At 39.8% G+C, this 26,229-nt stretch carries 28 protein-coding genes, 2 tRNA genes and 1 pseudogene; 27 read left to right on the plus strand and 4 right to left on the minus strand.

From position 1 onward, the window contains the following. Positions 1-234 (plus strand): DUF5915 domain-containing protein (locus NT136_01005; GenBank protein ID MCX6765524.1); only part of this gene is annotated, 234 nt, incomplete at its 5' end. A 192-nt stretch (positions 235-426) separates the two neighbouring features. Here NT136_01005 and NT136_01010 read toward each other — a convergent pair. Next, the gene (locus tag NT136_01010) at positions 427-657 is read right to left on the minus strand and encodes a hypothetical protein (GenBank protein MCX6765525.1); all 231 of its coding nucleotides are present in this window, start codon (positions 655-657) and stop codon (positions 427-429) included. Between the two features lie 19 nt (positions 658-676). Between NT136_01010 and recO the strand changes: the two genes are divergently transcribed. From recO to glmS, 9 genes are all read left to right on the plus strand, one after another. Beyond that, the gene (gene recO / locus NT136_01015; protein MCX6765526.1) at positions 677-1,417 is read left to right on the plus strand and encodes a DNA repair protein RecO; all 741 of its coding nucleotides are present in this window, start codon (positions 677-679) and stop codon (positions 1,415-1,417) included. 61 nt (positions 1,418-1,478) lie between these two features. Further along, on the plus strand, positions 1,479-3,401 hold the full coding sequence (locus NT136_01020) for a hypothetical protein (GenBank protein ID MCX6765527.1): 1,923 nt from the start codon (positions 1,479-1,481) through the stop codon (positions 3,399-3,401). Positions 3,402-3,419: 18 nt separating this feature from the next. Further along, a complete protein-coding gene (gene tgt / locus NT136_01025) occupies positions 3,420-4,547 on the plus strand; it encodes a tRNA guanosine(34) transglycosylase Tgt (GenBank protein ID MCX6765528.1) in 1,128 nt (375 codons plus the stop codon). A gap of 78 nt (positions 4,548-4,625) precedes the next feature. Continuing rightward, positions 4,626-5,936 (plus strand): ABC transporter ATP-binding protein, encoded by a 1,311-nt coding sequence (locus tag NT136_01030; GenBank protein ID MCX6765529.1) that lies wholly within the window; start codon positions 4,626-4,628, stop codon positions 5,934-5,936. Positions 5,937-5,939: 3 nt separating this feature from the next. Continuing rightward, entirely contained in the window at positions 5,940-7,154 is a 1,215-nt protein-coding gene (locus tag NT136_01035; protein ID MCX6765530.1) for an ABC transporter permease, read from the plus strand. 4 nt (positions 7,155-7,158) lie between these two features. Next, entirely contained in the window at positions 7,159-7,998 is an 840-nt protein-coding gene (locus NT136_01040) for a bifunctional 5,10-methylenetetrahydrofolate dehydrogenase/5,10-methenyltetrahydrofolate cyclohydrolase (protein MCX6765531.1), read from the plus strand. Between the two features lie 131 nt (positions 7,999-8,129). After that, positions 8,130-11,081, plus strand: a complete 2,952-nt coding sequence (locus NT136_01045) for a class I tRNA ligase family protein (GenBank protein MCX6765532.1) — start codon at positions 8,130-8,132, stop codon at positions 11,079-11,081. Between the two features lies 1 nt (position 11,082). After that, positions 11,083-11,739: an L-threonylcarbamoyladenylate synthase gene (locus NT136_01050; GenBank protein MCX6765533.1), complete on the plus strand. Its 657-nt coding sequence runs from the start codon at positions 11,083-11,085 to the stop codon at positions 11,737-11,739. A gap of 30 nt (positions 11,740-11,769) precedes the next feature. Further along, complete coding sequence (gene glmS, locus NT136_01055; protein ID MCX6765534.1) at positions 11,770-13,599, plus strand: glutamine--fructose-6-phosphate transaminase (isomerizing); 1,830 nt, start codon at positions 11,770-11,772, stop codon at positions 13,597-13,599. Positions 13,600-13,759: 160 nt separating this feature from the next. On the opposite strand, the gene NT136_01060 is transcribed toward glmS, so the two are convergent. After that, positions 13,760-14,203, minus strand: a complete 444-nt coding sequence (locus tag NT136_01060; protein ID MCX6765535.1) for a secondary thiamine-phosphate synthase enzyme YjbQ — start codon at positions 14,201-14,203, stop codon at positions 13,760-13,762. 117 nt (positions 14,204-14,320) lie between these two features. On the opposite strand from NT136_01060, the gene NT136_01065 reads away from it, so the two are divergent. Then, positions 14,321-15,157 (plus strand): undecaprenyl-diphosphate phosphatase, encoded by an 837-nt coding sequence (locus NT136_01065; protein MCX6765536.1) that lies wholly within the window; start codon positions 14,321-14,323, stop codon positions 15,155-15,157. A 91-nt stretch (positions 15,158-15,248) separates the two neighbouring features. Here the strand turns inward: NT136_01065 and NT136_01070 are convergent. Together NT136_01070 and NT136_01075 are read right to left on the minus strand one after the other, a co-directional pair. Further along, a tRNA-Ile gene (locus NT136_01070) sits at positions 15,249-15,322 on the minus strand. A gap of 86 nt (positions 15,323-15,408) precedes the next feature. Continuing rightward, positions 15,409-15,481 (minus strand) — tRNA-Ala (locus NT136_01075). 229 nt (positions 15,482-15,710) lie between these two features. Between NT136_01075 and secE the strand changes: the two genes are divergently transcribed. The 16 genes and pseudogenes from secE to NT136_01155 all read left to right on the plus strand — a co-directional run bounded on the left by secE (position 15,711) and on the right by NT136_01155 (position 26,034). Further along, entirely contained in the window at positions 15,711-15,896 is a 186-nt protein-coding gene (gene secE / locus NT136_01080) for a preprotein translocase subunit SecE (GenBank protein ID MCX6765537.1), read from the plus strand. A gap of 95 nt (positions 15,897-15,991) precedes the next feature. After that, a complete protein-coding gene (gene nusG / locus NT136_01085; protein ID MCX6765538.1) occupies positions 15,992-16,537 on the plus strand; it encodes a transcription termination/antitermination protein NusG in 546 nt (181 codons plus the stop codon). 162 nt (positions 16,538-16,699) lie between these two features. Next, positions 16,700-17,122 (plus strand): 50S ribosomal protein L11, encoded by a 423-nt coding sequence (rplK, locus tag NT136_01090; protein MCX6765539.1) that lies wholly within the window; start codon positions 16,700-16,702, stop codon positions 17,120-17,122. A 90-nt stretch (positions 17,123-17,212) separates the two neighbouring features. Then, a complete protein-coding gene (gene rplA / locus NT136_01095) occupies positions 17,213-17,887 on the plus strand; it encodes a 50S ribosomal protein L1 (GenBank protein ID MCX6765540.1) in 675 nt (224 codons plus the stop codon). Positions 17,888-18,006: 119 nt separating this feature from the next. Then, positions 18,007-18,471: pseudogene (gene dut, locus NT136_01100) on the plus strand (dUTP diphosphatase). Between the two features lie 63 nt (positions 18,472-18,534). Beyond that, the gene (locus tag NT136_01105) at positions 18,535-19,023 is read left to right on the plus strand and encodes a deaminase (protein MCX6765541.1); all 489 of its coding nucleotides are present in this window, start codon (positions 18,535-18,537) and stop codon (positions 19,021-19,023) included. A gap of 113 nt (positions 19,024-19,136) precedes the next feature. After that, positions 19,137-19,661, plus strand: a complete 525-nt coding sequence (locus NT136_01110; GenBank protein ID MCX6765542.1) for a cytidine/deoxycytidylate deaminase family protein — start codon at positions 19,137-19,139, stop codon at positions 19,659-19,661. Positions 19,662-19,723: 62 nt separating this feature from the next. Then, positions 19,724-20,275, plus strand: a complete 552-nt coding sequence (locus tag NT136_01115; GenBank protein MCX6765543.1) for an AAA family ATPase — start codon at positions 19,724-19,726, stop codon at positions 20,273-20,275. Beyond that, positions 20,272-21,066 carry a thymidylate synthase gene (locus NT136_01120; GenBank protein ID MCX6765544.1) on the plus strand — a complete coding sequence of 265 codons (795 nt, stop codon included), beginning with the start codon at positions 20,272-20,274 and terminating at the stop codon, positions 21,064-21,066. The genes NT136_01115 and NT136_01120 overlap by 4 nt, the downstream gene beginning before the upstream one ends. A gap of 73 nt (positions 21,067-21,139) precedes the next feature. Then, positions 21,140-21,628 (plus strand): dihydrofolate reductase, encoded by a 489-nt coding sequence (locus NT136_01125; protein MCX6765545.1) that lies wholly within the window; start codon positions 21,140-21,142, stop codon positions 21,626-21,628. Positions 21,629-21,632: 4 nt separating this feature from the next. Further along, positions 21,633-22,247, plus strand: a complete 615-nt coding sequence (gene tmk, locus NT136_01130) for a dTMP kinase (GenBank protein ID MCX6765546.1) — start codon at positions 21,633-21,635, stop codon at positions 22,245-22,247. Between the two features lie 74 nt (positions 22,248-22,321). Further along, positions 22,322-23,044: a thymidylate synthase gene (locus NT136_01135; protein MCX6765547.1), complete on the plus strand. Its 723-nt coding sequence runs from the start codon at positions 22,322-22,324 to the stop codon at positions 23,042-23,044. An 82-nt stretch (positions 23,045-23,126) separates the two neighbouring features. Further along, the gene (locus NT136_01140) at positions 23,127-23,666 is read left to right on the plus strand and encodes a CYTH domain-containing protein (protein MCX6765548.1); all 540 of its coding nucleotides are present in this window, start codon (positions 23,127-23,129) and stop codon (positions 23,664-23,666) included. Then, positions 23,663-24,088: a dUTP diphosphatase gene (gene dut / locus NT136_01145; protein ID MCX6765549.1), complete on the plus strand. Its 426-nt coding sequence runs from the start codon at positions 23,663-23,665 to the stop codon at positions 24,086-24,088. Before NT136_01140 ends, dut (NT136_01145) begins: the two co-directional genes overlap by 4 nt. Before the next feature lie 88 nt (positions 24,089-24,176). Then, positions 24,177-25,682, plus strand: coding sequence for an Asp-tRNA(Asn)/Glu-tRNA(Gln) amidotransferase subunit GatB (gene gatB / locus NT136_01150; protein ID MCX6765550.1), 1,506 nt, complete (start codon positions 24,177-24,179; stop codon positions 25,680-25,682). A gap of 4 nt (positions 25,683-25,686) precedes the next feature. Beyond that, positions 25,687-26,034: a hypothetical protein gene (locus NT136_01155; GenBank protein ID MCX6765551.1), complete on the plus strand. Its 348-nt coding sequence runs from the start codon at positions 25,687-25,689 to the stop codon at positions 26,032-26,034. The last annotated feature ends 195 nt before the right edge of the window (positions 26,035-26,229 follow it).

The raw sequence follows: 26,229 nt of genomic DNA on the forward strand, positions 1-26,229 counted from the left end.
GCCCGCGAAATTATCCGCCATATTCAAGAGATGAGAAAAGAAGCCAGCTATGAAGTTGACAATCGGATAAAAGTGAGCTATAGTGGAGCATCTGAAGTTTTTGAGAAATTTGGTTCAATGATTGTTAAAGAAGTGCTGGCGGATGAATTAAAATCGGAAGAATTAGAAAGTTTTGACTTAGAAAAAGAATTTAATATTGAAGGCGTAAAGATTAAGATTCAAATAAAAAAATAAAGGAGGAAAGTACCTTGGAAGAACTTAAAGAAACACTAACTAAACTGCGAGGCATAATCGCTATTTCTCTTGCAGCAGGTTTCCTAATTACCTTGATAATGATTTTGATATCGGTACACTGGATTACTTATGGTGTTCTTTTTATAACATCAACCATCACAGCTCTGGCAATAGCAATAGTTGCAAAAGCTCTTATTGATGGACGAGAAAGAAAGGAGAGTAAAAAATGAAATTAAAGATAGTTATTTCCTCGATTCTGTTTCCCGTTGTATTCACAATGTGGGTGGTAACAGTGATTTTTACCGATTTTAAAAACACTTCTCTTGGATCACTGGATACTAAGTGAGTATCAATGATAAAAAGAAAGGCCTTGTGAAACAGCACAAGGCCTTTTAATATTGCAAACTTTAATAATCTAACCATTTGCCATATAATTGATTACATGGAGTACAGATATACTGCTATTGTCATAGGGAAAAGAAACATCGGCGAAGCTGATCGAATTTACACGATTTATACCAGAGAAGCCGGGAAAATCCAGGCGAAAGCGGTGGGAATAAGGAAACAAAACGCGAAACTGGCGGGAGCGCTGGAAAATTTTACTTTGGCTAGCATTGCTGTGGTCAAAAAGCAAGGAATGGGGAAAATAACCACTTCGATAGTAGAAAATAACTTTCCTCATTTAAGAAATGATTTAGAGGCATTGGCGGCTGCCTGGAAAAGCGCAAAAATTATTGATCGCCTTGTCGGACTGGAAGCAAAAGATCCGGTTTTATTCTCCTTACTGCGTGAGTATCTGGAAGCACTTGATGAAATAGTCCGAACCAGCAAAGAAAAGGAATCTTTGGAAAATCAGGAAAAAATCGAACTAGTAACACTGGGATTTACTTTTAAACTGCTGGAAGCACTGGGCTACAAGGCAGAAGTGAATAATTGTGTGGAGTGCGGCAGGGTGGTCTCACTCGGCGGCAATTATTTGGATGTTGAAAAAGGAGGAATTATTTGCAAGCACTGCCGTGGCGGAAGGCAGAACGCTATAGGTACCGGGGACAATACTGTGAAGCTCATCCGGATTTTTTCCCGCAATAAAATTTCCTCTCTTCAAAAACTACGAGTTCAAAGAAAAGAAATTGATGAACTAAATGCGATTTCCCAGAAGTTTCTTGAGTGGGTCGTAAAGTAGCTTTTTACGATGCTCTTTTTGTGTTATAATTTACATACTAAAACTAAAGCGAATATGAATTATGTCCTTGGGAGATCTAAATAAGGAACTCTATAATCCCAATTCAGATGCGGGAGAAAAAACTCATAAAAAGAGCCGATTTGACCCGGAACTTTCACCCCAGAACGATAGCCAGGAATTTCAGAAAAAGGAGATGTGGATAAAAGGAAAAAAAGGACTAACTCCCGATCAGAAAAAAATAATTAAGCGAGGATTATGGGCAGTCGGCAGTATAGTTCTTTTGGGTCTTCTCACCCTGGCTGTTTACGAAATCAGGAGGTCGGCTTTCAATGAGGAGAAAACGACCATAGGCCTAGAGGGGCCGACAGTTATTGACAGCACTCAGCCTGCTCAGTACATCATCCGTTATAAAAATGGTAATCGCGTTGATCTTAAAGATGCAGTGATCCGTTTGAACTACCAGGAAAATTTCCAGCCGGAGGAAGCGGCAAACCTGAAAACCATAAACGCCAGCAATAGCCAGATCTACATTGGCACTATTAAGGCCCATTTCGAAGGTACAATTGAACTAAAAGGGAAGTTTTACGCTCCCCAGGACTATATTGTTTATCTCCGGGCTACTCTTAGCTATACTCCTTCAAATTTCAACAGCACTTTCGAAGCCCAAAACCAGCTGGGTGTCAGTGTGCAGACATCTCCTATTTTTTTGGAAATCGCCGCTCCCTTGGAAGCAGCTAGCGGAAATAGGGTGGAATATGTCATTGATTACAAAAATCTCGGCACTCGGAATTTTTCCGATGTGCGGATTAAAGCCGAATACCCGGAAGGATTTCTGTTTTCTTCCGCGGAGCCGCAGCTGTCGGAGGGAAATAACTTCTGGTACATTGGAAAACTTGACCCCCAACAGGGGGGGAAAATAAAAATCCAGGGAACGTTACAAGGCGCGCGAAGCGAAGAGAAAAAAATAAATGTTTTCGCGGGTTCATTGAGCAGCAGCGGGCAGTTTCTTATTTACACTCAAAGTGACAAAACCACTAAAATAATCGTTTCACCTTTAAGTATAACGCAGTCAGTTAACAATCAGCGAAGTCCTTCAGTGAACGTGGGCGAAGAGCTTTACTACGTGCTAAAGTACCAAAATGAAGGCGAGATTGGACTACGGGACGTGATTATAACCCTGGAAATCAAAAGTTTAGCGCTTAATTTTTCCAAACTTAAATTAGGAAATGGATTTTACGACCGGACTCACCAGACAATTACCTGGAAGGCCCCGGATTTTCCTCAACTGACTAATCTGGGTCCGGGAGAAGGAGGGGAAATCAGGTTTTCCGTTCCGGTAACGAGTCAGATTCCCGTGGACAACGAAAACGACAAAAATTTTACCGTCACATCAACCGCTAAAATCGACAGCCCTGACATTCCGACTCCTCTTGGATCGAATAAGATTATCGATAGCGATACGCTTGAATTTAAATTAAACTCCAAAGTTATCCTGGAAACCCTTGGATATTACGCTGATCCCAACATTCCTAACTCCGGACCGGTTCCCCCGCAAGTGGGGAAAGAGACAACTTATACTATTCACTGGAAGATTACTAACGTCAATAACGATATTGCTGATACAAGGGTCGTATCTTCGCTTTCCACCGGCGTGAAGTGGACCGGAAAGATATATCCAGAAAGTGAAAATATCGCCTTTAATGAGCGCACTAATCAAATAATTTGGGAAGTAGGAAAACTTAAAAACGGTATTGGAATTTTAAACCCCAAACGGGAAATAAGTTTTCAGGTAAGCATTATCCCCCAAATAAACCAGGCAGGACAGGAAGCGCTTCTACTTACTCCCTCGATTCTAACAGCCAAAGACCTCTTTACTGGGGAAGAATTACGAGCTGAAACGCCAAAGAAGAACACGCTGTTACCAGAGGACGTTAGCATTGGCGGGAATTATAAGGTGGAAAATCCCGGTAATGAACCCGGCTGAAAAATGGATAAAGCATAAATGCTCAAAATAATTTCCCATAAAAACGGGAGAAGAATAGGAAAACTGGAGACGAAAAGCGGAGCAATAAATACTCCGTTTTTTATGCCGGATGCGACGAGAGGATTTGCGAAGTCTCTTGGTAAAGAGGATTTGGAAAAAATCGGCGTTGGGCCGATGGTGGTAAACACTTATCATCTTTATCTTCAACCGGGAATTGACCTAATTAAAAAAGCCGGCGGGATAAATAAATTTATGAACTGGGAGGCACCGCTTCTCTCTGACAGTGGAGGCTATCAGATCTTTTCACTCATTCACAAAAATCCGGAAATGGGAAAAATCACGGACGACAAAGTGATTTTCAAATCGCCGCTTGACGGAAAAGAACATGAATTCACTCCGGAGGAGGCGATTCAAATCCAATTTGACTTAGGTGTTGATATGATGGTGGTGCTGGATGACTGCCCGCCGAATAGTTATCCCAAAGAGAAAATAGAAGAAGCCGTGAAGCGGACAATAGGGTGGGCGAAAAGATGCAAAGAAGAATATAACAGACAATTAAGAGTGAGAAATGAGAAGTTGAAAAGAAGGCCGTTAATATTTGGGGTAATTCAAGGCGGGACATATAAGGATTTGCGGAAATATTGCGCTGAAGAGTTAATTGAAATTGGATTTGATGGACTGGGTTTCGGCGCGCGGCACCATGATGAAAAAGGAAATTTAATGGAAGAATTACTTAAATTTACCGCCAATTTAATACCAGAAAATTATTTGCGTTTTGCTTTGGGAGTTGGAACGCCGGAAGATATTGTACAATGTGCGGTAATGGGATGGGACATATTTGATTGTGTGATTCCCACCCGTGAAGGCCGTCATGGCAAATTGTTTATTTGGAAAAGTGACCCAAATGACGCGAATTTTCATCCGAATGGCCCGAATGGATTTTATGAAACCGTAAACATTAATAATGAAAAGTTTAAAACAGATCTTTCGCCAGTAGATGAACATTGCGATTGTGAACTTTGCCAAAATTACAGCCGGGCATATCTAAGTCATTTGTTCAAAGCGGGCGACCCATTAGCAATGCGCCTGGCGACAATTCACAATTTGCGGTTTTATCTGCGGCTTATGAAACAGTTACAGTCTTGATTTTAGAAACCGTTAAACAGCGGTATTTTGCAAAAATGCTTCCAGTTGTTAAAATTGATGTAATAAGCAAAAAGAGAAATGGTAAACCCAGTCATCACAATAGAAAATCTTCGCGTTATCTACAACCAGGGAAAATCCAACGAAACCCGTTCTCTGGACGGAGTCAATCTTAAAATATTTCCCCGGGAGTACATTATCGTTCACGGTCCTTCTGGTTGTGGCAAATCAACCCTTCTTTATTCTATCGCCGGATTGCAAGCACCGACCTATGGAGAAGTGACAATTGAAGACAAAAAACTTTCTCAAATGAAAGAGCGGGAAAAAGTGGAACTTCATCAGGTGGGAGTGGGAATGATTTTTCAGGCCTTCTATTTAATTTCCTCATTGAGTGTGATTGATAATGTTTGCCTCCCCCGGGTTTTTCGCGGTGAAGATCCGGAAAAAAGAAAAAGTGATGCCTTGGTGCTTCTGCGCCGGTTTGGAATTGCGGAGCAAGCCAATAAATTCCCCGGCCAGCTTTCCGGAGGGCAAAAACAGCGAGTAGCAATCGCTCGCGCTCTAATAAATAACCCCCAGATTATTTTGGCCGATGAGCCCGTGGGAAATTTAGATAGTGAGTCAGCGGAAAGTGTGCTCCAGATCCTAAAGGAACTAAATGAAGTCGACAAAAGAACGATAATTATGGTTACTCATAACTCTGAATATTTGCATTATGCTGATCGAGTGATTCACATGAAAGATGGGATCATTGTCAGCTTGGAAGTAATTGAAGAAAAAAGACCTATCTCAGTGGTGAAAGAAGAAGTAGCCATTCAACCTGAAGAAATTTCCACTGATTTAAAACTATTAATGCGAATGTTTAAAAATCTTTCTCCTCAACAAGCCGGGGTCTTGATTGTTCCTTTTAAGGCCAAACAGCTTCTTTCTCACGTGGTGTCAGAATTTACTGAAGAACAGCTGACTTCAGCGGAAAATTATTTGAAAGAGTTTCTCTTTCGCAATATCGATATCAAGGAACTGGAAAAAAGCTTGGATCTTGATTATGACGAAGGCGGAGCCGGATGGAATAAAAGAAGAGCCATTGCCTTTGCCCAGCGAGTAAGACAAATAATGAATCAGGTAGAGGCGCTCACAGCTAATCCGGAAACCGCTGCCAACACTTTTTCTGACTATCTTCTTGAACACTTTAATATTAAACTCAGCGATGATATCAAATTGCGGTTTCGCTCCTTTATTAAGTTAAGAATTGACAATAAAATAGACCGTTTCAGCTTGCAGCAGCGTTTGGATACCCCCAAGATATTAGGAGGAATAGGACTGTATAAAACAACAGCTGAGAAAGTAGTGCGGGAGATAGAAGTGGTAATGTTGCTTAAATATTCAGCTTAAACTATGAAATTTTCCGATATTTTCAAACTTTCAACCAGAATGTTCAAAGCGAGAACTTCGCGCACGCTTCTTACGATTTTAGGCATGAGTATTGGAATCGGTGCTATTTTATTCCTGGTATCGCTTGGATACGGCTTGCAGAAAACCTTACTTAATAAGATCACTACTTCCGACGCGCTGCTTACTCTGGATGTGACTGAAGCCAAATCAGCAACCGTTTTTCTTAATCGCGAGACCCTCAAAGTGATGGCAGAAATGGAAGGGGTAGGGGAAGTAAGTCCCGCTTATCAGTTGAACGCCCAGGGACGCCTTGGCGATCTTTCAGCTGATTTTTCTGCCGTAGTGGTAAAGCCGTCATTTCTAAAATTGGGGGGATATCGGGTAAGTCAGGGGCGCTTACTGAATGACGAAAGTCCTCAGGAAATTGTGGTTACTTCAACGGTCTCCCGCGTATTTGGGAAAAATGCGGATGAGATAATTGGAAAAGAAATAAAGTTTAGTTTTTTGGTGCCCGAGCAGGACAAAACAGGAGAAGTATCAAAAAATTCGCAAGTCAAGACAAAACGGGTGGAATCCGACAAAGCATACGTAGTAGCCGGCGTCATTGAAGGGGAGGATAGCATTATATATATCAATTCCAAGTCCCTTGATAATTTTTCCATTGATCATTTTAGCCAGGTTAAAGTGAAATGCAGAACGAATCAGGCGTTGGGGTTAGTTCGGGATCAGCTCATTAGCCAGGGATTTTTAGTATCGGCACTTTCCGATACGGTTGAGGAAGCAAACAAAGTGTTCAGGGCCATTCAGATTGTGCTAATGCTCTTTGGAGTTGTTGCTCTTGTAGTAAGCGCTATCGGGATGTTTAACACAATGACTATTGCTCTTTTGGAGCGGACGGAGGAAATCGGGATAATGAAGTCCATTGGCGCTTCCAATGCGGGAATATCTTTAATATTCGTTATGGAATCGGCTATTATGGGATTTTTGGGAGGAGTATGCGGTGTTTTTATCGGCTTTGTCAGCGGGGAGGTTTTTAATGGACTGATAAATTTTATTGCCCGGCGTTTTGGAGGAGAATCAGTGGACTTGTTCTACATTCCTTTGTGGTTCGTGCTACTTATCATTCTTTTTGCCGGTTTTGTTGGCTTTTCCACCGGGTTTATTCCGGCCAGACGGGCAAGCCACATTGATCCTCTGGAAGCTTTGAGGTATAAGTAAAGCTATGAAAATTCTTAGCGGAAAAAGAGCAGCTCTAAAAATATTAAATAATCTTGAAGTCAACATCAGGAAATTACCCGCCGCTCCCGGACTGGCAGTGCTTTTAATTGGAGACGATAAACCCTCACATTTATATGCCCGCTTAAAACAGGAAGCAGCAAAAAAAATAGGAGTTCGTTTTTATCTTGTTAAATTTAAAGAGAATGCTGCCGAGAGAAAAATTATTGAGAAAATATCAGTGCTTAACAAAAACGGAAAAATAAACGGAATTATAGTTCAGCTTCCACTGCCCTCAAAATTCAACGCACGGAGAATTATCAAAGCCATTGATCCGGAAAAAGACGTAGACGGATTTCATCCGGAAAATATGAAGCTGTTTTTGAAAAGCAAAGAAAGATTCTGGCCGGTTTTTCCGCGGGCAATTGTTAAACTGATTGAAGAAAGTCGTCTTAAACTTTTAGGAAAAAAAGCAGTGGTTTTAGCAAATTCGCAAAGTTTCGGGAAGATAATGGTGGCAGCTTTAGGGAAGAAAAAAATAAGAGCCAAATATATCTTGTTTAAAAAAGTTAAGGAGAATGTTAAGTTAATCAAAAAAGCAGACATCATTGTGGTTGCAATGGGAATTCCAAATCTCGTAAAAGGGAAAATGATTAAAGAGGGTGCAGTAGTAGTTGACGGAGGAATTACGAAAAGAGGAAAGAAGGTACTAGGAGATGTTGATCGAGAGTCCGTAAAATACGTGGCTTCCTATCTTTCCCCGGTTCCCGGAGGAGTTGGGCCAGTAACGGTAGCCTGCCTTTTTTGGAATGTTTACTTAGCCACTAAAGAACAACTCAAGGATTAAGAGATTAAGTAAAAAACTGATTGTTCCAGATAACTACGATCGCTGCCAAGTAGAATAATTGTTTTTGGCAAAGTCGGCTTTATAAAATCTTCCTTTTGACGGAGGGTTTTTTTGTTGATAAACTTAATAGTATGGAAAAATACAACTCGCGGAAAATAGAGAAAAAGTGGCAGAAGAAATGGGAAGAAAGCGGAATTTACAAGAATTACAAAAAAGACAAGAAATTCTACGCTCTTGATATGTTTCCTTATACCTCCGGCGAGGGTTTGCACGTGGGCCATCCGAGAGGATACATCGCCACTGATGTCGTTTCCCGTTTCAAGATGCTTCAGGGAGCAAGCGTTCTTCATCCGATGGGATGGGACGCTTTTGGCTTGCCAACAGAAAATTACGCCATCGAGCATAAAATTCACCCGCGGATCGTGACCGAAAAAAATATTTCTGTTTTTAAAAAACAGCTTCAAATGTTTGGTTTTACCTATGATTGGGATCGGGAGATTAATACAACGGATCCGGGATATTACAAATGGACGCAGTGGATTTTTTTGAAAATGTTTGAAAAAGGACTGGCTTATGAGTCGAACGAGCCGATTAACTGGTGCCCCTCCTGCAAGACAGGGCTGGCGCTGGAGGATTTGGAAAAAGGATTATGCGAACGTTGCGGAACGCAGGTAGTGCAGAAAAAAATGAGACAGTGGGTTTTAAGGATGACAAATTATGCTGATCGTCTGCTTTACGATCTGGACAGCGAAGATCTAGATTGGGAGGAGCAGATTTTAGAACAACAAAGAAACTGGATCGGGAGAAGCGAGGGAACAGAGTTCAAGATGCCAGTTGTCATTGCGAGCGAAGCAAAGCAATCTCGTACAGAAGAATCAAATTCAGAGATTGCCGCGTCGCCTTCGGCTCCTCGCAATGACATCTATATTGAAGTTTATACCACCCGTCTGGATACGGCCTTTGGGATGACATATGCAGTAGTAGCACCGGAACATCCAATCGTCGCTTCGCTTCTCAAAATCAAAAATCAAAAATCAAAAATCAAAAATATTGAAGAAATTAGAAATTATATAATCCGGTCACAGAATAAAACAGAGCTGGAAAGAATGGAGGCAAAGGAAAAAACAGGAATGGAAATTAAAGGAATAAAAGTTATAAATCCTTTCACTAATGAGGAAATTCCGTTATTTGTTGCCGATTATGTTTTAGGCCACTACGGCACCGGCGCAGTGATGGCTGTGCCAGCACACGATGAAAGGGACTGGGAATTTGCGAGGAAATATAATTTACCCATAAAACAATCAATCGTTCCAAATTACAGAGAATATGAAACTACAATAAAGACCCTAAATGCACTTAGAGAAATCTATAGAGCAGCTGAAAAAAAAGACTTAAGATTTTGGCTACTTGGCGGACTAGCTTGCGCTTTTTATGCGGGAATAATTTATAGGGAACACAATGATTTAGATTTAATTACCGAAAATGAAAATGACCGTATTAAAATGTTTCAATTATTGGAAAATTTGGGATTTAAAAAAATAAAGGAGAAAAAAATATCAGAAAATCTCATCAACTTTGTTTATCAACGAGGAGAAATTGAAGTTGATATTGGACCCAATCAAGGCGAATTTGGTTTGGCTGGTGATTTTGAGGAAGATATTAAATATCTAGGAGAATACCAGTCAAGAGTATTAAGCAAACGATTTGTCAAAAGTTTTAAAGAATATCAGTTGAAGACTAGAGATGAAAAAAAAGACCAAATAGACGTGGAATATTTAAGTGGTAAAGTTTTGATTGATGATGAAGTATTGGTTAATTCTGAAAAATATTCAGGACTAACTTCCCAAAAAGCCCGAGAGGAAATGGCAAAGTGGCTGGAGAAACAAAGAATCGGCAAGAAAAAAATAAATTACAAAATGCGTGACTGGGTGTTTTCCAGACAGCGTTACTGGGGAGAACCCATTCCCATAATTCACTGCGAGAAATGCGGTGCAGTAGGGGTGCCGGAGAAGGAATTGCCTGTTACTTTGCCGGATGTTGAAAGTTACGAGCCGACCGGGACGGGCGAATCGCCACTGGCGAATATCAAAGATTGGGTGAACACCACTTGTCCCAAATGCGGCGGACCGGGAAAAAGAGAAACCAATACTATGCCTCAATGGGCGGGCTCCTCCTGGTATTATCTTCGCTACATTGATTCAAAAAATGAAAAGGAACTTGTTGGAAAAAAAGAAGAAAAAAAGTGGATGCCGGTGGATCTCTATGTGGGCGGGATAGAACACGCTACTCGTCATCTTCTCTACGCACGATTCTGGCACAAGTTTTTATACGATATTGGTGTTGTTTCCACAAAAGAGCCGTTTAAAAAATTAGTTCACGTCGGGCTCATTGGCGGAGAGGACGGCAGAAAAATGTCCAAGCGCTGGGGCAATGTCGTCAGTCCTAACGACGTGATAGAACAATTCGGAGCGGACTCAATCAGATTGTATGAAATGTTTATGGGGCCTTTCACCCAGGGTATTTCATGGAGTACGGCAGGGGTAAGTGGGATGAGGAGATTTTTGGAGAAAGTATGGAAATCGCAAAATCGAATTATGAATTACGAATCAGGAATTAAGAATAACGTTGAAAATTTATTGCATAAGACAATCAAAAAAATAACAGAAGATATAGAAAATTTCCGATTTAATACCGCACTAAGCTCGATGATGATATATATTAATCAACTTGAGAAACAAAAGAAAATATCCATGATTCATTATTCACAATTCCTAATTCTATTGAGTCCCTTCGCCCCCCATATCGCCGAAGAGCTATGGGAGAAACTAGGACACAAAGAAAGCATATTCCGGCAGTCCTGGCCGAAGCATAATCCGCAATTGATAAAAGACGAGGAAATAGATCTGGTAATCCAAGTCAATGGAAAAGTCCGCGACACTGTTAAAGTATCAGCCGATATTTCCGAAGATGAAGCGAAAAAACTAGCCTTTGAAAATCAAAAAGCAAAAACCTTTACAAAGGAAAAAGTAATTAAAAAGGTCATTTTTGTAAAAGGCAAGTTAATTAATATCGTAGTTTCTTAGCATGAGAGTAATTTATCTTGATCTTAATGACGAACATAAATTTAATTTGGCAATTTCTGAAGCAGTTCAATATTTAAAAGAGGGTAAAATTATTATTTATCCAACAGACACAATTTACGGAATGGGGTGCGACGCGTTTTGCGAAAGAGCGATAGATAAAATTTTTTCCATCAAGGGGCGGGAAAATATGAAGCCGCTCTCTATTCTCGTGAAAGACATTGAAGAAATAAGAAAATATTCATTTGTTGACAGCAAAAGAGAAAAAATTATTTCTGCTCTGCTCCCCGGCCCTTTCACTCTCATTCTTCCGGAGGCAAAAAATATTCCCAAACTGGTAACTGGCGGAAAAAACGCCATCGGAGTAAGAATTCCAGACAATCCTATTACCAAGAAGCTTTTGAAAAGCTTTGAGCGTCCCATAGTCAGCACTTCAGTGAATATCTCCGGCAGAGAGCCCCTAAGCGACCCGTTTAAAATCGTTGAGGAATTCAAGATTAAAAAAATTCGGCCGGATTTAATTCTGGACTGCGGAAAAATTCCTAACGCGCGCCCCTCGGTCATCGTGGACATAACCAGAGAAAACCCGCAGATAAAAAGGAGTGAAATATTGAGCGTTCAAGAAGTTAGAAAACTGTTGCAAAAATTAAGCGCGCTTTAACGCTAAATACAAAGTACCGGAACTAAAATTATGTGCGGAATTATTGGCTACACCGGAAAACAAAACGCAGCCCCTATTCTAATTGAAGGACTAAAACGTCTTGAGTACCGCGGCTATGACAGCGCCGGCTTAGCAGTGGTTAATAATGGAAAAATTTTTGAGTCCAAAGCAGTCGGTAAAGTGGCAGAACTCGAAAATAAAATAAACGGGAAAAATATTTCCGGAACTGCCGGCATTGCTCATACCCGCTGGGCGACTCACGGGAAACCCAGCGATCAAAACTCGCATCCTCATAGTGATTGCCGGGGTGAAATTTATCTGGTTCACAATGGAATTATCGAAAACTACAAGGAGTTAAAAGACAAGCTTGCTAAAAAAGGTCACAAATTTTCTTCAGAAACGGACAGTGAAATTATTGCCCACCTTATTGAAGAACTGACCAAAAAAATGGATTTTGAAGAAGCAGTTATTGAAGCGCTTAAAAATCTAAAAGGTACTTATGGCTTGGCAATCATAAATAAAAAATTTCCAAGAAGAATTATCGCCGCCAGAATGGGAAGTCCCTTAGTAATCGGTCTGGGCCACAATGAAAATATTATCGCTTCGGATGTTTCGGCCATAGTGCGGCATACGGATAAAGTAATTTATCTTGAAGATGGAGAGGTGGCAACAATCGAGCCGGATAATTACGAAGTAACAAACATCAAAAAGCAAAAAGTTGACAAGAAAATAACAAAACTTGATTGGACGATTGAAAAGGCCCAGAAGGGGGGATTTGCCCATTTTATGCTCAAAGAAATTTTTGAGCAGCCGGAAGTGGTAGGAAACGCCACTCGTGGGCGATTGGTTGTTCCTGAAGGAATGGCGAAACTTGGGGGCCTGCGTGATGTTTCTGAAAGATTGCGGGAGTTGGAGAGAATAATCATAGTCAGTTGTGGAACATCATATTATGCCGGACTGGTCGGAGAATATATGCTGGAAGAATATGCCGGGATTCCCGTTGAAGTAGAATACGCCAGCGAATTCCGTTATCGCAAGCCAATTCTTGATAAAAACACGGCAGTACTGGCCATTTCCCAATCGGGAGAAACAGCTGATACTTTAGCTGCCATTCGGGAGGCAAAAAACAAAGGAGCGCTGACTCTCGGAATTGTAAATGTCGTTGGGTCAACTATTGCCCGTGAAACAGACGCTGGGGTCTACAATCATGCCGGTCCGGAAATTGGAGTAGCTTCAACGAAGTCGCTTACCTCGCAGTTAAGCGTTTTAGTACTGATAACCTTGCTTATGGGGCGCCAAAGAGCAATGTCATATGTTATGGGAAAAAGAATTGCCAGTGAAATGGCAAAAATCCCCAAACTTATTTCGACGATTCTCAAAAAATCAAACGAGGTTAAAAAAATTGCCAAGAAATACGCAAAATACGAAAACTTTTTGTATATGGGAAGAAAATATAATTATCCGATTGCCTGCGAAGGAGCACTCAAGATTAAAGAAATTTCCTATATCCACGCCGAGGGCTACCCGTCAGGTGAGATGAAACACGGACCAATCGCCCTAATTTCCGAAAATTTCCCTTCAGTGTTTATAGTTCCCCGTGACAGCGTTTACGAAAAAAACCTAAGCGGAATGCAGGAAATTAAAGCCAGAGAAGGTTCCATTATCACCGTAGCTACGCAAGGTGACAAAAAAATCAGAAAAATCGCCGATGACGTTATTTATATTCCTAAGACACTGGAGATGCTTACTCCACTTTTATCAATTGTTCCATTACAACTGCTGGCTTACTATGTAGGAACTCTCAAGGGCTACGATGTTGATAAGCCGAGAAATTTGGCAAAAAGTGTGACGGTTGAGTAGATTATAGTGTTATCCCTTAAGGAACAGCGACTTTACGGTGTGAATAAAACGAATCTTACAAAAAAGATCAGGCGAGAACCCTGTTCTTTAATTTTCTTAATATTTAGATTATTCCACTTGGCAACGATCGCGGCTATCTGGAATAATCAGTTTTTTTACTTTATTCTCCGATAATCTGCAAAGCGATTTTTCGCGGGCGGGAACGGTCAAGTTCTACGGCAAAAATTCTTTGCCAAGTTCCCAGTTGAAGCTGATTCTTAACGATGTTGAGAAAAGTCGAAGTGGGGAGATGAATGGATTTCACGTGAGCGTGGCCGTTGGAGCATTCATTGTCGCACATGTTAACAGTACGGATTTCAAAATTGTCGTGAAGATATTTATAGGTTCGGGGCGCCAATCTTTCCAAAAGCACTTTCATGTCCTTGATGAGCAATGGTTCAGCTTCGTTGACGATAATGGCCATGGTAGTATGGAGCGACTGGATATTTATCACTCCGTTTTTGATACCGGCTTCTTTTATTTTCTTCTGGATTTTTTCGGTGACGTCGATGAAATCCAGAGTAGCGTTAGTCTTAAGGTTAATAATGTGATTAATGATTTTCATAGCTGTGCTTAATTATTATAATATCCGTTATTATAATCCTTTTTGGATAGAATTTAAAGATTTTGTCAAGATGGCAATGATTTTGATTTTTCCTTGAATTAACAATATAATGGCCTTATGCTAAGCGAAGTTTTGCAATCAGTAGTGCTGGGAGTTGTACAGGGATTAGGAGAGTTTTTGCCAATTTCTTCAACGGCCCATTTAATACTTGTACCCTATTTTTTCTGCTGGAAAGATCTGGGATTGGCTTTTGACGTGGCGCTGCATATCGGGACGCTCATTGCCGTATTAGCATATTTTTATTCTGATTGGATTAAAATTTTTGATCTGGCGATTGATAATTTAAAATTAAAAAAAGCAATTTGCAATAATTCACTATCCCGCGGCCGCGGGATAATGTACAATCGGAATTTATTGTGGTTTTTGGTTATTGCCACCATCCCTGGGATACTAGCTGGATATTTTTTGGAAGAAAAAGCGGAAACAATTTTTCGCAGTCCCTTGCTTATCGCGTTCACGCTGGCTTTTTTTGGACTCATACTCTATCTGGTTGACCGCCGCGTTCAGCATAAAAAAACACTGGGAGAAATCACTTCTTTAGATTCAATTATTATCGGCCTCTCTCAAGCCATAGCTATTATTCCGGGAATTTCTCGATCCGGTGCCACTATTACGGCGGGGCTTTTCCAAAAATTGGACCGGGTAAATGCTGCTCGGTTTTCATTTCTTCTTTCCACTCCGATAATTTTCGGGGCGGCAGTGTTTAAGCTTCCTCACCTTTTTCGCGAAGGAATAAATATTGCCATGGCAGTCGGCGTGCTAACCTCCGCCATTAGCGGATACCTAGCGATAAAATATCTTTTGAAATTCGTACAGAAATCAAGCTATGCAATTTTCTTTTGGTATCGCTTGGTATTGTCACTGGCAATAGTTCTTGTTTATTTTTTGAAGTAGTTTCGCAGTGGGCACACCAAGATTCGAACTTGGGACCTCGTCATTATCAGCTTGCCCCGCACTAAAATTCAATCTTTGTTTATACTTTTAGTGGGCGATGGAAGACTCGAACTTCCGACCTCGTCATTATCAGTGACGCGCTCTAACCAACTGAGCTAATCGCCCAAATACTTCTTGAATTTTTAGTGCGGGGTGAACGCTCTATGCCTGCCGGCAGGCAGGTAACCAACTGAGCTATGTGCCCTTATCCGTGGACCGTGCCGGAATCGAACCGGCTGCCTCCGCAGTGCAAATGCGGCGCTCTACCAGGTGAGCTAACGGCCCTGCGAGAGGCTTATACTTAATAAAATAACACTAAAAGCTATTATAACCAATTTTTTCAATTTGTCCAGATCCCAATTTGACAAAAAATCTGCTTATTATACAATAATGTAAAAGCCCTCGGGGCTTTTTAAAAAAGGGCATAATCTCGAAACCCGCAACCTGAAACCTAAAAATCAACATATCAATATGTTTGAATCCAAATGGTTACAGGTTACAGGCTACAGGAATGATTAATAAAGTTGTCACATTTATAAAAGAAGCACGGATTGAACTGAAAAAAGTTAACTGGCCGTCAAAAAAGCAAACTATTAACTACACACTGATAGTTATTGGAATAAGCTTGGCAGTAGCGGCTTTTTTGGGAGGGCTGGATTATGTGTTTGGATATTTATTGAAGGTATTTATTATCAAATAGATAACTCGAATATCCCGAAAAATTAAACCGAATGACCCGAAAATTTTTTCGAATCATTCGGGTAATAATTCGCAGATTCGGGTTATATTACAAAAATGGCGAAGCAAACGCAACATCACGGAAGAGCTTGGTATGTAATCCATACTTATTCCGGATATGAAGATAACGTCTCGCGCAATTTGCGCCAGCGTATTGAATCAATGGATATGCAGGATTTGATTTTTGACGTGATTGTGCCTAAGGAAAAGAAGATTAAGATTAAAAACGGAAAAAGGGCAGTAATTGAAGAAAGAATTTATCCCGGCTATGTTCTGGTAGAAATGATCGTGACTGATGCTTCCTGGTACGTGGTGCGCAATACTCCTAATGTAACCGGCTTTATTGGATTGGGAACAACTCCGACGCCGGTTGATCCAAAAGAAATAGAACTGCTCAAAAAGCGGATGGGCGTGGCCGAGCCGAAATACAAGATTGACGTGAAGCCGGGAGACGCCGTGAAAATAAATGATGGACCGTTTAAAGATTTTGACGGTAAAATTCAGGAAGTTGACGAGGAAAAAGGAAAAATCAAAGTGCTAGTATCGATATTTGGAAGAGAAACACCGGTAGAATTGGACTTTTTACAGGTGAAGAAGATTTAGTAGGTATGGCTATCCCGCACCAATTCCGAACATAGTTTTACGTAAAGTAAAGTTATATCCACGGAATCGCCTGCGGCTTAGTTCTGGTAATTATTAAATTTTTACAATGAATTAGTGCGGGATGCTCATTTTTTTAGCTACTCACTACGCTCATAGACAAAAATGGCAAAGAAAATCAAAACAGTGGTAAAATTGCAAATTCCAGCCGGAAAAGCTACTCCAGCTCCTCCTATTGGGCCGGCCTTAGGCCAGCATGGACTGAATATCCAGGATTTTTGCGTGAAATTTAACGAAAAGACAAAAGACAAAGGAGAAGATGTTATTCCAGTGGAAATCACCATTTACGAGGACCGGACTTTTGAATTTATTATGAAAACTCCTCCGGCGGCGGAACTTCTCAAAAAAGCGGCTGGCATTGAAAAAGGAGCGGCTAATCCCTTGAAAGACAAGGCGGGAAAAGTGACCAAAGAGCAAATTCGCCAAATTGCCCAAACCAAAATGGCCGATCTTAATGCCAATGATATTGAAGGAGCGGAAAAAATTGTAGAAGGGACGGCAAGGAGCATGGGGATAAAAATAGAGTAATTCTCTACGAAGTACGAACGCCTACGAAACTACGAAAATATAAATTAAAGTTCGTAATTTCGTAAATTTCGTAATTTGTAGACACATCGTATGAAACGCGGAAAGAAGTATAAAACTGTCGCGGAAAAAATTGATAAGAATAAATCTTATCCTATTGATGAGGCGGTTAAGCTTGTCAGGGAAAAAAAAATCGCCAAATTCGATGAATCAGTCGAAATTCATATTAAGCTTTCCATTGATACCAAAAAGGGCGAAGAGCAAGTGCGGGGAACTGTAGTTCTTCCTCACGGAACGGGAAAAAGCAAAAAGGTGGCGGTCATTACTTCAACCAAGGTAAGGGAAGCCAAAGATGCAAAAGCGGATATTGTCGGTGGCGAAGAAATGATAACCAAACTAAAAAGCGGAAAATTCAACTTTGATGTTTTAGTAGCCACTCCCGAAATGATGCCGCGCCTGGCTTCAATCGCCAAGATTCTGGGACCCAAGGGACTGATGCCCAGCCCCAAAACGGAAACCGTTACGGAAAAAGTGAAAGAAACAGTAGAAATGCTTAAAAAAGGAAAAGTCAATTTCAAAAACGATGACACTGGAAACATCCATCAAATAATCGGCAAAGTTTCTTTTACTGAGGAGCAGCTCAAAGGAAATTTTGAAGCATTTCTGGAAGCAGTTAAAAAAGCAAAACCAGCTACAGTGAAAGGAAAATTTATTAAGTCAATTTCAGTTTGTTCCACAATGGGCCCGGGAATTAAAATTGGGATATAGAATTAAGAATTATAGATATGCAAAAAGATGCTTGAAAGCATCTTTTTAAATTTGTTGACATTTATGATTTAATATTTTAGGATGTTATGAAGCTCTTTAAAATAAAAGGGAGGTAAAAAATGAATATAAAGGTAAGGAAGATAAGGGAAGATGCTAAAGTTCCAATTAGGGCATCTGATGGTGCAGTAGGATATGATGTTTTTGCTTCAAGGGTACTGGATAAATTTACCAAGGAAGTAATTCAGGATTTGCCGGTAGAAATACTTGGTGGCGCTAGTGTATTAATCGGTATTGGAGTAAAAATGGCTGTGCCCTGGCCGTATGAGTGCCAAGTTAGACCCAGGAGTGGTCTTGCGAGTAAATTTGACATCGAACTTTCTAATTCTCCAGGAACAATAGATCCCGACTTCAGGGGCGAAGCAGGTGTTCTTTTGAGAAATAGAGGAAAAGAAACTTTTGTTGTGGAAAAGAATATGAGAATTGCTCAATTAATTTTCTCTAAAGTCGAAATCCCGATTTTAGAAGAAACGAAAGAGCTCCCTGCAACTAGGAGGGGAACTGGCGGTTTTGGATCAACAGGACTTCATGGAGATGGATTAGGGACTGATGAATATAATGAATACATAAAAGAAATGGATAGGTATTATATGAGAGTGGTTCTTGCAGTAGCGGATCGCTCCACATGTGTCAGGGGGGTAAAAAAAGTAAATGGTAAATATGAAAGAGATAAAAAGGGAAAATTGGTTGGCCAGAATCGCAGATTCGGTTGTGTGATTGTGAAGAATGATAATATCCTTGCTCAAGGTTTTAATGACCAATATTACGGTTCTCCAAAATGTGCTGACGCAGGATGTTTGAGGGAGGAGTTGAATATTCCCTCTGGTACGCAAATTGAAAAATGCAGAGCAATGCATGCCGAGTGGTGGGCATTCACTAATGCAGGTAAAATGGATAGCTCGCCGACACTTAAAGGTGCTACTGTCTATGTCAATGCGGAACCATGCGAAATATGCGCAAAGATGATTGTTGGTTTTGAGATTGATACAGTTGTTTTACTAAAAGGTATTTATCCAACTAATGGCATCAGGATTTTAAAAGAAGGAGGAGTGAATATAAGGTATATTGAAATTAATTAAGACCTAGAAAGGCTCTTAGTTTGAATAAACTAAGAGCTTTTTCCTTTATTAAGCCGTTTTTTGACAAGTTTGGCTAAAGGCGGTACAATGAAATAACTGATTACTAACTTCCTATGGCTAAAAAAGCTTTAAAAAAGAAAAATAAAAAGAGCGAGGAAAAGTATATTCGTCCGTCTTGGGATGAGTATTTTTTAGATCTAGTAGAAGCTGTTGGAAAAAGAGCTACCTGTGATAGAGGGAGAACAAGCTGTATAATTGTTCGCGAAAAAAGAATTCTTTCCACCGGTTATGTCGGTTCACCAATCGGAGCCAAGCACTGCGACGATGCGGGGCATGAGATACACACGGTTATCCAAGAGGATGGCACTCAATCTCGGCATTGCATCAGAACCAGCCACGCGGAGCAGAATGCTATTGCCAATGCTGCCAGATTCGGTATGCCTCTGGAAGGCGGAACACTTTATGCCCATATGGCTCCCTGCTACACTTGCGCCAAAATGATTATAAACTCCGGGATAAAAAGAGTGGTCTGCCGGGTTGATTATCATGGCGCCAAACGCGCTAAAGAAATTTTCAAGGAATGCGGGATTGAATTTGAACAGATTGAAGATAAAATGCAAACTTATAAAGATATGTAATTCAAACGTACTACTTTTTCTGGTGTATGCTAAAAAAGCAGCACGCTTACAAAAAGTCAAAAATGAGAAAAATAATCGCCATACTTGGATTACCCGGAGCTGGTAAAACCGAAGTTATAAATTATCTTATAAAAAAATACAACTGGCCGAAAGTTTATTTTGGCGATGTTACTTTTGATGAAGTTAAAAGGCGCGGATTGGAAATAAATGAGAAAAATGAAAGAACGGTGCGAGAAGATTTGCGCGCAAAATATGGAAGGTTGCATTATGCGTCGCAGGTAATAAAAAAGATTGAAGCGTTGCCGTCCGACACAAATGTCCTTGTGGAGAGTTTATACGACTGGAGGGAATATCTTTTTTTCAAAGAAAAATTTGGAAAGGAATTTATGACAATTGCGACTTATGCTTCGCCTGAAACTAGGTATGAGAGGCTGTCAAAAAGGCCAGAAAGGCCATTGACTCCGGAAGTAGCCCAAAGCCGGGATTATGCTCAAATTGAGAATCTTTTTCAAGCCGGACCAATTGCGATGGCGAATTATACCATAAATAATGAAGGTACATTTGAAGAACTTTATAGTCAGGTTGATGAGATAATAGAAAATATAAATAAATGAAACAATATCTAGATTTATTGCAAAAAATAATGGAAGAAGGGGTTAACAAAGAAAATAGAACCGGTATTGATACAAGAAGTATTTTTGGTTATCAATTGCGTTTTAATCTGGAAGAAGGATTTCCGCTTCTTACGACCAAAAAAATGCATCTGAAGTCCATTATTCACGAACTAATTTGGTTTTTGAAAGGCGAAACGAATATAAAATATCTTCACGACAATGGAGTAACGATCTGGGACGAGTGGGCGAATGAAAAAGGGGAACTCGGTCCGGTTTATGGCTATCAATGGCGGCACTGGAAAAAATATGAGGGAGGGGAAGTTGACCAGATCAGCGAGGCGATTGAAAAAATAAAAAACAAGCCAAATGACCGAAGAATAATAGTGAGCGCCTGGAATGTTGGGGAAATTGAAAAAATGGCGCTCCCTCCCTGCCATTTATTATTTCATTTTTATGTAGCCGATGGAAAATTATCCTGTCTAATGTATCAGCGAAGCTGTGATACTTTTCTGGGAGTGCCGTTCAATATTGCATCTTATGCACTTCTTACTATGATGTTTGCGCAGGTTTGCAGTTTGAAACCGGGAGAATTCGTACATATTTTGGGTGATACCCATATCTATCATAATCATTTTGATCAAGTGAAACTGCAATTAAGCCGGGAACCAAAAAAACTGCCGACTATGAAAATCAATCCGAAAGTGAAAAATATTTTTGATTTTAAATACGAAGATTTTACACTGGAAGGATATGATCCCCATCCGGCGATTAAAGCGCCAATCGCGGTTTAGAAATGTCACTCCGGGCTTGATCCGGAATCTAATTAGATTCTGAAACAAGTTCAGAATGACATATTAAAATGTAATGAAATCGACTATCTCTATCATCGCAGCTATTGCCGAAAAAAATCGGGCTATCGGCAAAGATAATAAATTGCTTTGGCATATTCCGGAAGACCTAAGACGTTTTAAAAATCTCACCACTGGACACGCAATAATAATGGGGCAAAAAACTTTTGAGTCGCTTGGAAAACCTCTGCCAAACCGCACCAATATTGTTATTTCGAACAATCCCGATTTTAATCCCCAAAATGTTATTGTGACAAGATCAATTGAAGAATCTCTGAAAAAAGCTAGGGAAATAGAGAAAGAAGAAATATTTATTTGTGGCGGAGGATTAATTTACCGACAATTTCTACTACTGGCTGACAAATTGTATTTAACTATTATTGAAGGAAACTTTGAAGCTGATACTTTTTTTCCAGATTATTCGGAGTTTAGTAAAATTGTTAAAGAAGAAAAAAGTTCAGATGAGAAATATAATTATAAATTTGTGGAGTTAGTCAGAGAATAAAAATATGAAAAAAAACAAGAAACGGAGATTGTTCATTGTCTTTGAAGGACTTGATGGTTCCGGCCAGACAACGCAAATAAACTTATTAGAAAAATATCTAAAATTAAAAGGAAAAAAAGTGCATATGACAGCTGAACCATCAAGCAGTTTAATTGGCGGATTAATTCGGGCAGTTTTGACGCATCATTGGAAATTGAGCAACACCGGATTACAGCTTCTCTATTGCGCTGACAGGGCGCATCATCTTGAAACAGAAGTGTACCCGGCGCTTGCGAAAGGAAATATCGTGTTATCAAGCCGCTACTTTTTTTCAACCATCGCCTTTGGCTCTTTGAATAATGACACTAGATGGCTGGAAAAAATCAATGAAAAATTTCCAAAACCTGATGTCACTTTTTTCATCAATGTTTCTCCAAAAGAGTGCATTAAAAGATTAGATCTTTCAAGATTCAGAAAAGAAATTTTTGAAAAGGAGGAAAAAATGGGAAAGGTCTTAAGAACCTATATTAAAATAGGTAAAAACAAAAAATATAAAAATTTCTTTACTATCAACGGGGAACAGCCCGTCGAAAAAATTTCACAGGATGTAATTAAAATTATTGACAAATTTATTAGATAATATTACACTAAAAAGCCGATAATTTTGTAAGGAAGAAATAAAAGCTTTTTGAAAATTTAAGGAGGTGGGAGAAGATGATTTTTGAAGATAGTAATACTGTTATGGTTAATGGCCGGATTGATGATGGTTACAGAGAAGCAATGCTTCTTTGCGTGAGAAATGGCTGGGATTTTGTAGTAAAAGGCGGGAGTTATGTCGGGCAAATTAGAAAACAGTTGGAAAATGTCCAGATAATAATAGGGGATCCGAGTAAAAGACCGCTGGCTCCAGTTTTGCCGCCTGGAATTCCCGCCAGTACCAGTGATGAAAAAATAGATAAATATTTTGCCGAATATCTGATGAGCACCGAGGTCAAAGAAAATGAGGAATATACCTATGGCACCTACATTGTTCCACAAGTTCCGAAAATAATCGAAATATTGAATAAGGCAAAAGGAAACACTAATCAGGCCTGCATAAGCATCGGGGATATTAATTCAATTAATCTTCCTGATCCACCCTGTTTAAAGCTTATAAGCTTTAAGGTTGTAAAAGGAAAATTGATTATGACAGTTTTTTTTAGATCTTGGGACTTATATGCAGGTCTGCCAGAAAATCTGGGAGGGCTGCAACTACTCAAAGAATTTGTTTTTGCTCATCTCGATTTTGAGTGCTCTGACGGGAAAATGATTGCTTATAGCGACGGGCTTCACCTCTATGAACAGTACTTTGATTTAGTAAATGTTCTGAATGTGGATAAAGTTGTTATTAGCAAAATAGCGGCAAAAGATAAGGAGGAATTTTCAAAAACTCTTTAGTTGCAAAAAGGTCGACATCCGTCGGCCTTTATTTTTTTGACCAGTATGATAAGATAAAATTGATTTGAAGACAAGCCATTTTATGAAAAGGAGAAATATCGAAGTTGAAATTAGGAGTTTTATTTCCAAAGAGGAATATGATGAATTACTGAAATTTTTTGAAGAGAGAGGAAAGCTAATTAGCAAAGACAAGCAGGAAACTTATTATTTTAAAGGACTGTGGGATCTGCGGATCCAAAAGAATAATTTTTATTCAAAGATCTGGTTCAAGAAAGGAAAAATTCATGACGACTTCCGGGAAGAAATTGAAATAAAATTTGATAGCGGTGATTTTAATGAATTAAAAAAATTGTTTGATGCTCTTGGTTATAAGGTCGATATAAAATGGCTGCGAACTAGACATACTTTCAGATGGCAGGGAATTACAGTAACAGTTGATTTTACCAAAGGATACGGCTATATTATTGAGCTGGAAAAAATGACAAGGAGAATAGAAAAGGAAAAAGTAGTCAAGCTACTAAAAGGAAAGTTAAAAATGCTTAGCATTCGAGAAACGCCGCGGGAGGTGTTTGAGAAAAAATTTCAGTTTTATAAGAAGAATTGGGAAAAACTAGCCAAATGAAAATTTTTGTCAAAAAACTTGAGCCCGAGGCAAAGATTCCTTCCTACGCCCATCCCGGAGACGCCGGAATGGATTTGTATTCTCTGGAAAACGTGAATATAAAACCAGGAGAAAGAGTTTCTTGCCGAACCGGAATTGCGATACAAATCCCGGGTGGCTATGCCGGGCTCATTTGGGACAAAAGCGGAATTGCTTGGAATGGTGGAATTAAAACAGTAGCAGGAGTAATTGACAGTGGTTATCGGGGTGAAGTCGGAATTGTTCTTGTTAATTTAGGTCATAAAGATTATAAAATAAACAAAGGCGACAAGATTGCCCAAATGCTTATACAGAAAGTTGAGGATCCGGAAATTATTGAAGCAGAGAACCTAGAAGAAAGTGCCAGGGGCAACGGAAGATTTGGAAGCACAGGAGTAAGCTGAAATAATATGAAATACATATCAGTAATAGGAATGGAAGTCCACCCTGTAAAGTCACGAGGCATGACCACGGGGCAAGTATTGAACTTATATGAGTAAATACAAAGCCACAATTGGCATGGAGGTTCATGTCGAGCTCAAAACAAAGAGCAAGATGTTTTGTGATTCTAAAAACGCGATGGGAGAGGAAAAAAAGCCCAACGTTCATATCTGCCCGGTTTGCACGGGCCAGCCCGGCACTCTTCCGGTTCCCAATCGCCAGGCAATAGAATTTGTGCAGCTGGCCGGGTTAGCATTGAATTGCGAAATTGCAAAAGAATCCAAATTTGACCGCAAAAATTATTTTTATCCCGATCTTCCCAAGGGCTACCAAATTTCACAGTACGATCAGCCGTTATGTAGAAGTGGAAAATTAGAAATGGGGAGCGGGAAGATTATCGGAATTACGAGGATTCACTTAGAAGAAGATACGGGAAAATTAATACACCCCGTAAAATCGCTTCGCGATAACGGGGCAAGCCCCGCCGGGGCAGGTTATACTTTAGTAGATTTTAACCGGGCTGGAGTGCCACTTATGGAACTAGTGACGGAACCGGATATTGAATCCGGAGCCGAGGCGCGATTATTTTGTCAAAAACTCCAGCAAATTTGCCGCTATCTTGAAATTTCCGAAGCCGATATGGAAAAAGGGCACATGCGCTGCGAAGCTAACATCTCGCTATACAAAGAAGGCGAAAATAAGCTAAGTGGAGTTAAAGTGGAAGTAAAAAATATCAACTCTTTCAAGTTTGTTGAGAAAGCTATTGATTATGAAATTAAAAGACAAACTGAAATTTTAGAGAAAGGTGAAAAAGTAATTCAGGAAACTAGAGGCTATGACAGCAACAAAAATATTACTGTATCCCAGCGAACCAAAGAATCAGCTCATGATTACCGCTACTTTCCCGAACCAGATATTCCGCCACTGAAGTTTACTGAAGATTATATTAATAACTTGCGCGCTAAACTCCCGGAACTTCCCGATGCCAAAAAGAAAAGATTAATCGCGGAATATAATTTATCTTCGGAAAATGTTGAGGTAATAGTCAGCGATAAGGGTTTGGCGGATTACTTTGAACAGGTAGTTTCAGAAATTAAAGAAAAAAGGGAAAGCAGTGAAGTATGTGCGGATGAAAATAAATGCGTTAAACTTTCGGCCAACTATATCGTCAGCGAACTGCAAAAGCATCTGATTCGCGACGGGGTGACGGTTAGGGACATAAAAATCACTCCGGAAAACTACGCGGAACTTGTAGGTTTTATCGCGGATGGGAAGATAAGTTCCAGTGCTGCCCAGACAGTCCTTGAAGAAATGTACAAAACCGGCGGAGATCCATCACAGATAATCAAGGCCAAAAACTTGGCCCAAGTCAGCGATGAAAGTGAGTTAGACAAAACTATCCAACAGGTGCTTGACAAAAATACTCAATCAATGGAGGATTATAAAAAGGGGAAAGCCAATGCGTTGCAGTTTTTGATAGGCCAAGTAATGGCAAAAACCGGCGGCCGGGCTAATCCCAAAATGGTGGCAAAAATACTAAAAATTAAATTGAACTAAAAATATGCCAAATCGAGAAATTATAACGCCAGAGGCGTCAGAGATAGACAAGAAAAAACCTCGTGTTGAAAGCGAGAACATTGGTCGATTGGCCAAGGCGATTTATTGCATGATAGAAGATTCTGTGGCAATTTTAAGAGAAAAGGGCAATGAGGAAACGCTACTTAAAGAAATAAAAGAGAAAATAGATAATTCAGACATAGTAGTTACTTTTTTGACTTTCCAGGAAATAAGAGATTATATAGAGGATATGAAAAACAAAGACTTAAGGAACAAAGACAAAGAAATCAAATATGAATATTTTTCCGGCATCTTGGATAAAGTGGAAAAGATGTATAATCCTAGCAACTAAGTTTGGCATTAGATTACGTAATAAAAGGAGGTGAAAATGGCAGGGCCATTATTGACAGAAAAGCAATTAAGGCAAAACAAAAAATGTGTCTGTAGGAGATGCAGTCATTGCCACTCAAAGATATGCAAAGGTTGTGAAAATCCTGAAGTAAGTAAGAAAAATTGCAACGATAATTGCAATGTATACTTAAAGTAA

The sequence above is a fragment of the Candidatus Moraniibacteriota bacterium genome (assembly GCA_026396275.1).
Taxonomy (GTDB): domain Bacteria; phylum Patescibacteriota; class Minisyncoccia; order Moranbacterales; family JAPLXC01; genus JAPLXC01.

Coding starts and splice junctions, on each gene's coding strand:
- NT136_01135 (MCX6765547.1), top strand. CDS start 22,322: ATGATTTTTGAAGATAGTAATACTGTTATGGTTAATGGCCGGATTGAT.
- NT136_01035 (MCX6765530.1), top strand. CDS start 5,940: ATGAAATTTTCCGATATTTTCAAACTTTCAACCAGAATGTTCAAAGCG.
- recO (MCX6765526.1), top strand. CDS start 677: ATGGAGTACAGATATACTGCTATTGTCATAGGGAAAAGAAACATCGGC.
- nusG (MCX6765538.1), top strand. CDS start 15,992: ATGGCGAAGCAAACGCAACATCACGGAAGAGCTTGGTATGTAATCCAT.
- NT136_01140 (MCX6765548.1), top strand. CDS start 23,127: ATGAAAAGGAGAAATATCGAAGTTGAAATTAGGAGTTTTATTTCCAAA.
- NT136_01060 (MCX6765535.1), bottom strand. CDS start 14,203: ATGAAAATCATTAATCACATTATTAACCTTAAGACTAACGCTACTCTG.
- NT136_01040 (MCX6765531.1), top strand. CDS start 7,159: ATGAAAATTCTTAGCGGAAAAAGAGCAGCTCTAAAAATATTAAATAAT.
- NT136_01030 (MCX6765529.1), top strand. CDS start 4,626: ATGGTAAACCCAGTCATCACAATAGAAAATCTTCGCGTTATCTACAAC.
- gatB (MCX6765550.1), top strand. CDS start 24,177: ATGAGTAAATACAAAGCCACAATTGGCATGGAGGTTCATGTCGAGCTC.
- NT136_01115 (MCX6765543.1), top strand. CDS start 19,724: ATGAGAAAAATAATCGCCATACTTGGATTACCCGGAGCTGGTAAAACC.
- tmk (MCX6765546.1), top strand. CDS start 21,633: ATGAAAAAAAACAAGAAACGGAGATTGTTCATTGTCTTTGAAGGACTT.
- NT136_01020 (MCX6765527.1), top strand. CDS start 1,479: ATGTCCTTGGGAGATCTAAATAAGGAACTCTATAATCCCAATTCAGAT.
- NT136_01065 (MCX6765536.1), top strand. CDS start 14,321: ATGCTAAGCGAAGTTTTGCAATCAGTAGTGCTGGGAGTTGTACAGGGA.
- rplA (MCX6765540.1), top strand. CDS start 17,213: ATGAAACGCGGAAAGAAGTATAAAACTGTCGCGGAAAAAATTGATAAG.
- NT136_01110 (MCX6765542.1), top strand. CDS start 19,137: ATGGCTAAAAAAGCTTTAAAAAAGAAAAATAAAAAGAGCGAGGAAAAG.
- rplK (MCX6765539.1), top strand. CDS start 16,700: ATGGCAAAGAAAATCAAAACAGTGGTAAAATTGCAAATTCCAGCCGGA.
- glmS (MCX6765534.1), top strand. CDS start 11,770: ATGTGCGGAATTATTGGCTACACCGGAAAACAAAACGCAGCCCCTATT.
- NT136_01125 (MCX6765545.1), top strand. CDS start 21,140: ATGAAATCGACTATCTCTATCATCGCAGCTATTGCCGAAAAAAATCGG.
- NT136_01045 (MCX6765532.1), top strand. CDS start 8,130: ATGGAAAAATACAACTCGCGGAAAATAGAGAAAAAGTGGCAGAAGAAA.
- tgt (MCX6765528.1), top strand. CDS start 3,420: ATGCTCAAAATAATTTCCCATAAAAACGGGAGAAGAATAGGAAAACTG.
- NT136_01120 (MCX6765544.1), top strand. CDS start 20,272: ATGAAACAATATCTAGATTTATTGCAAAAAATAATGGAAGAAGGGGTT.
- dut (MCX6765549.1), top strand. CDS start 23,663: ATGAAAATTTTTGTCAAAAAACTTGAGCCCGAGGCAAAGATTCCTTCC.
- NT136_01050 (MCX6765533.1), top strand. CDS start 11,083: ATGAGAGTAATTTATCTTGATCTTAATGACGAACATAAATTTAATTTG.
- NT136_01155 (MCX6765551.1), top strand. CDS start 25,687: ATGCCAAATCGAGAAATTATAACGCCAGAGGCGTCAGAGATAGACAAG.
- NT136_01105 (MCX6765541.1), top strand. CDS start 18,535: ATGAGAGTGGTTCTTGCAGTAGCGGATCGCTCCACATGTGTCAGGGGG.
- NT136_01010 (MCX6765525.1), bottom strand. CDS start 657: ATGGTTAGATTATTAAAGTTTGCAATATTAAAAGGCCTTGTGCTGTTT.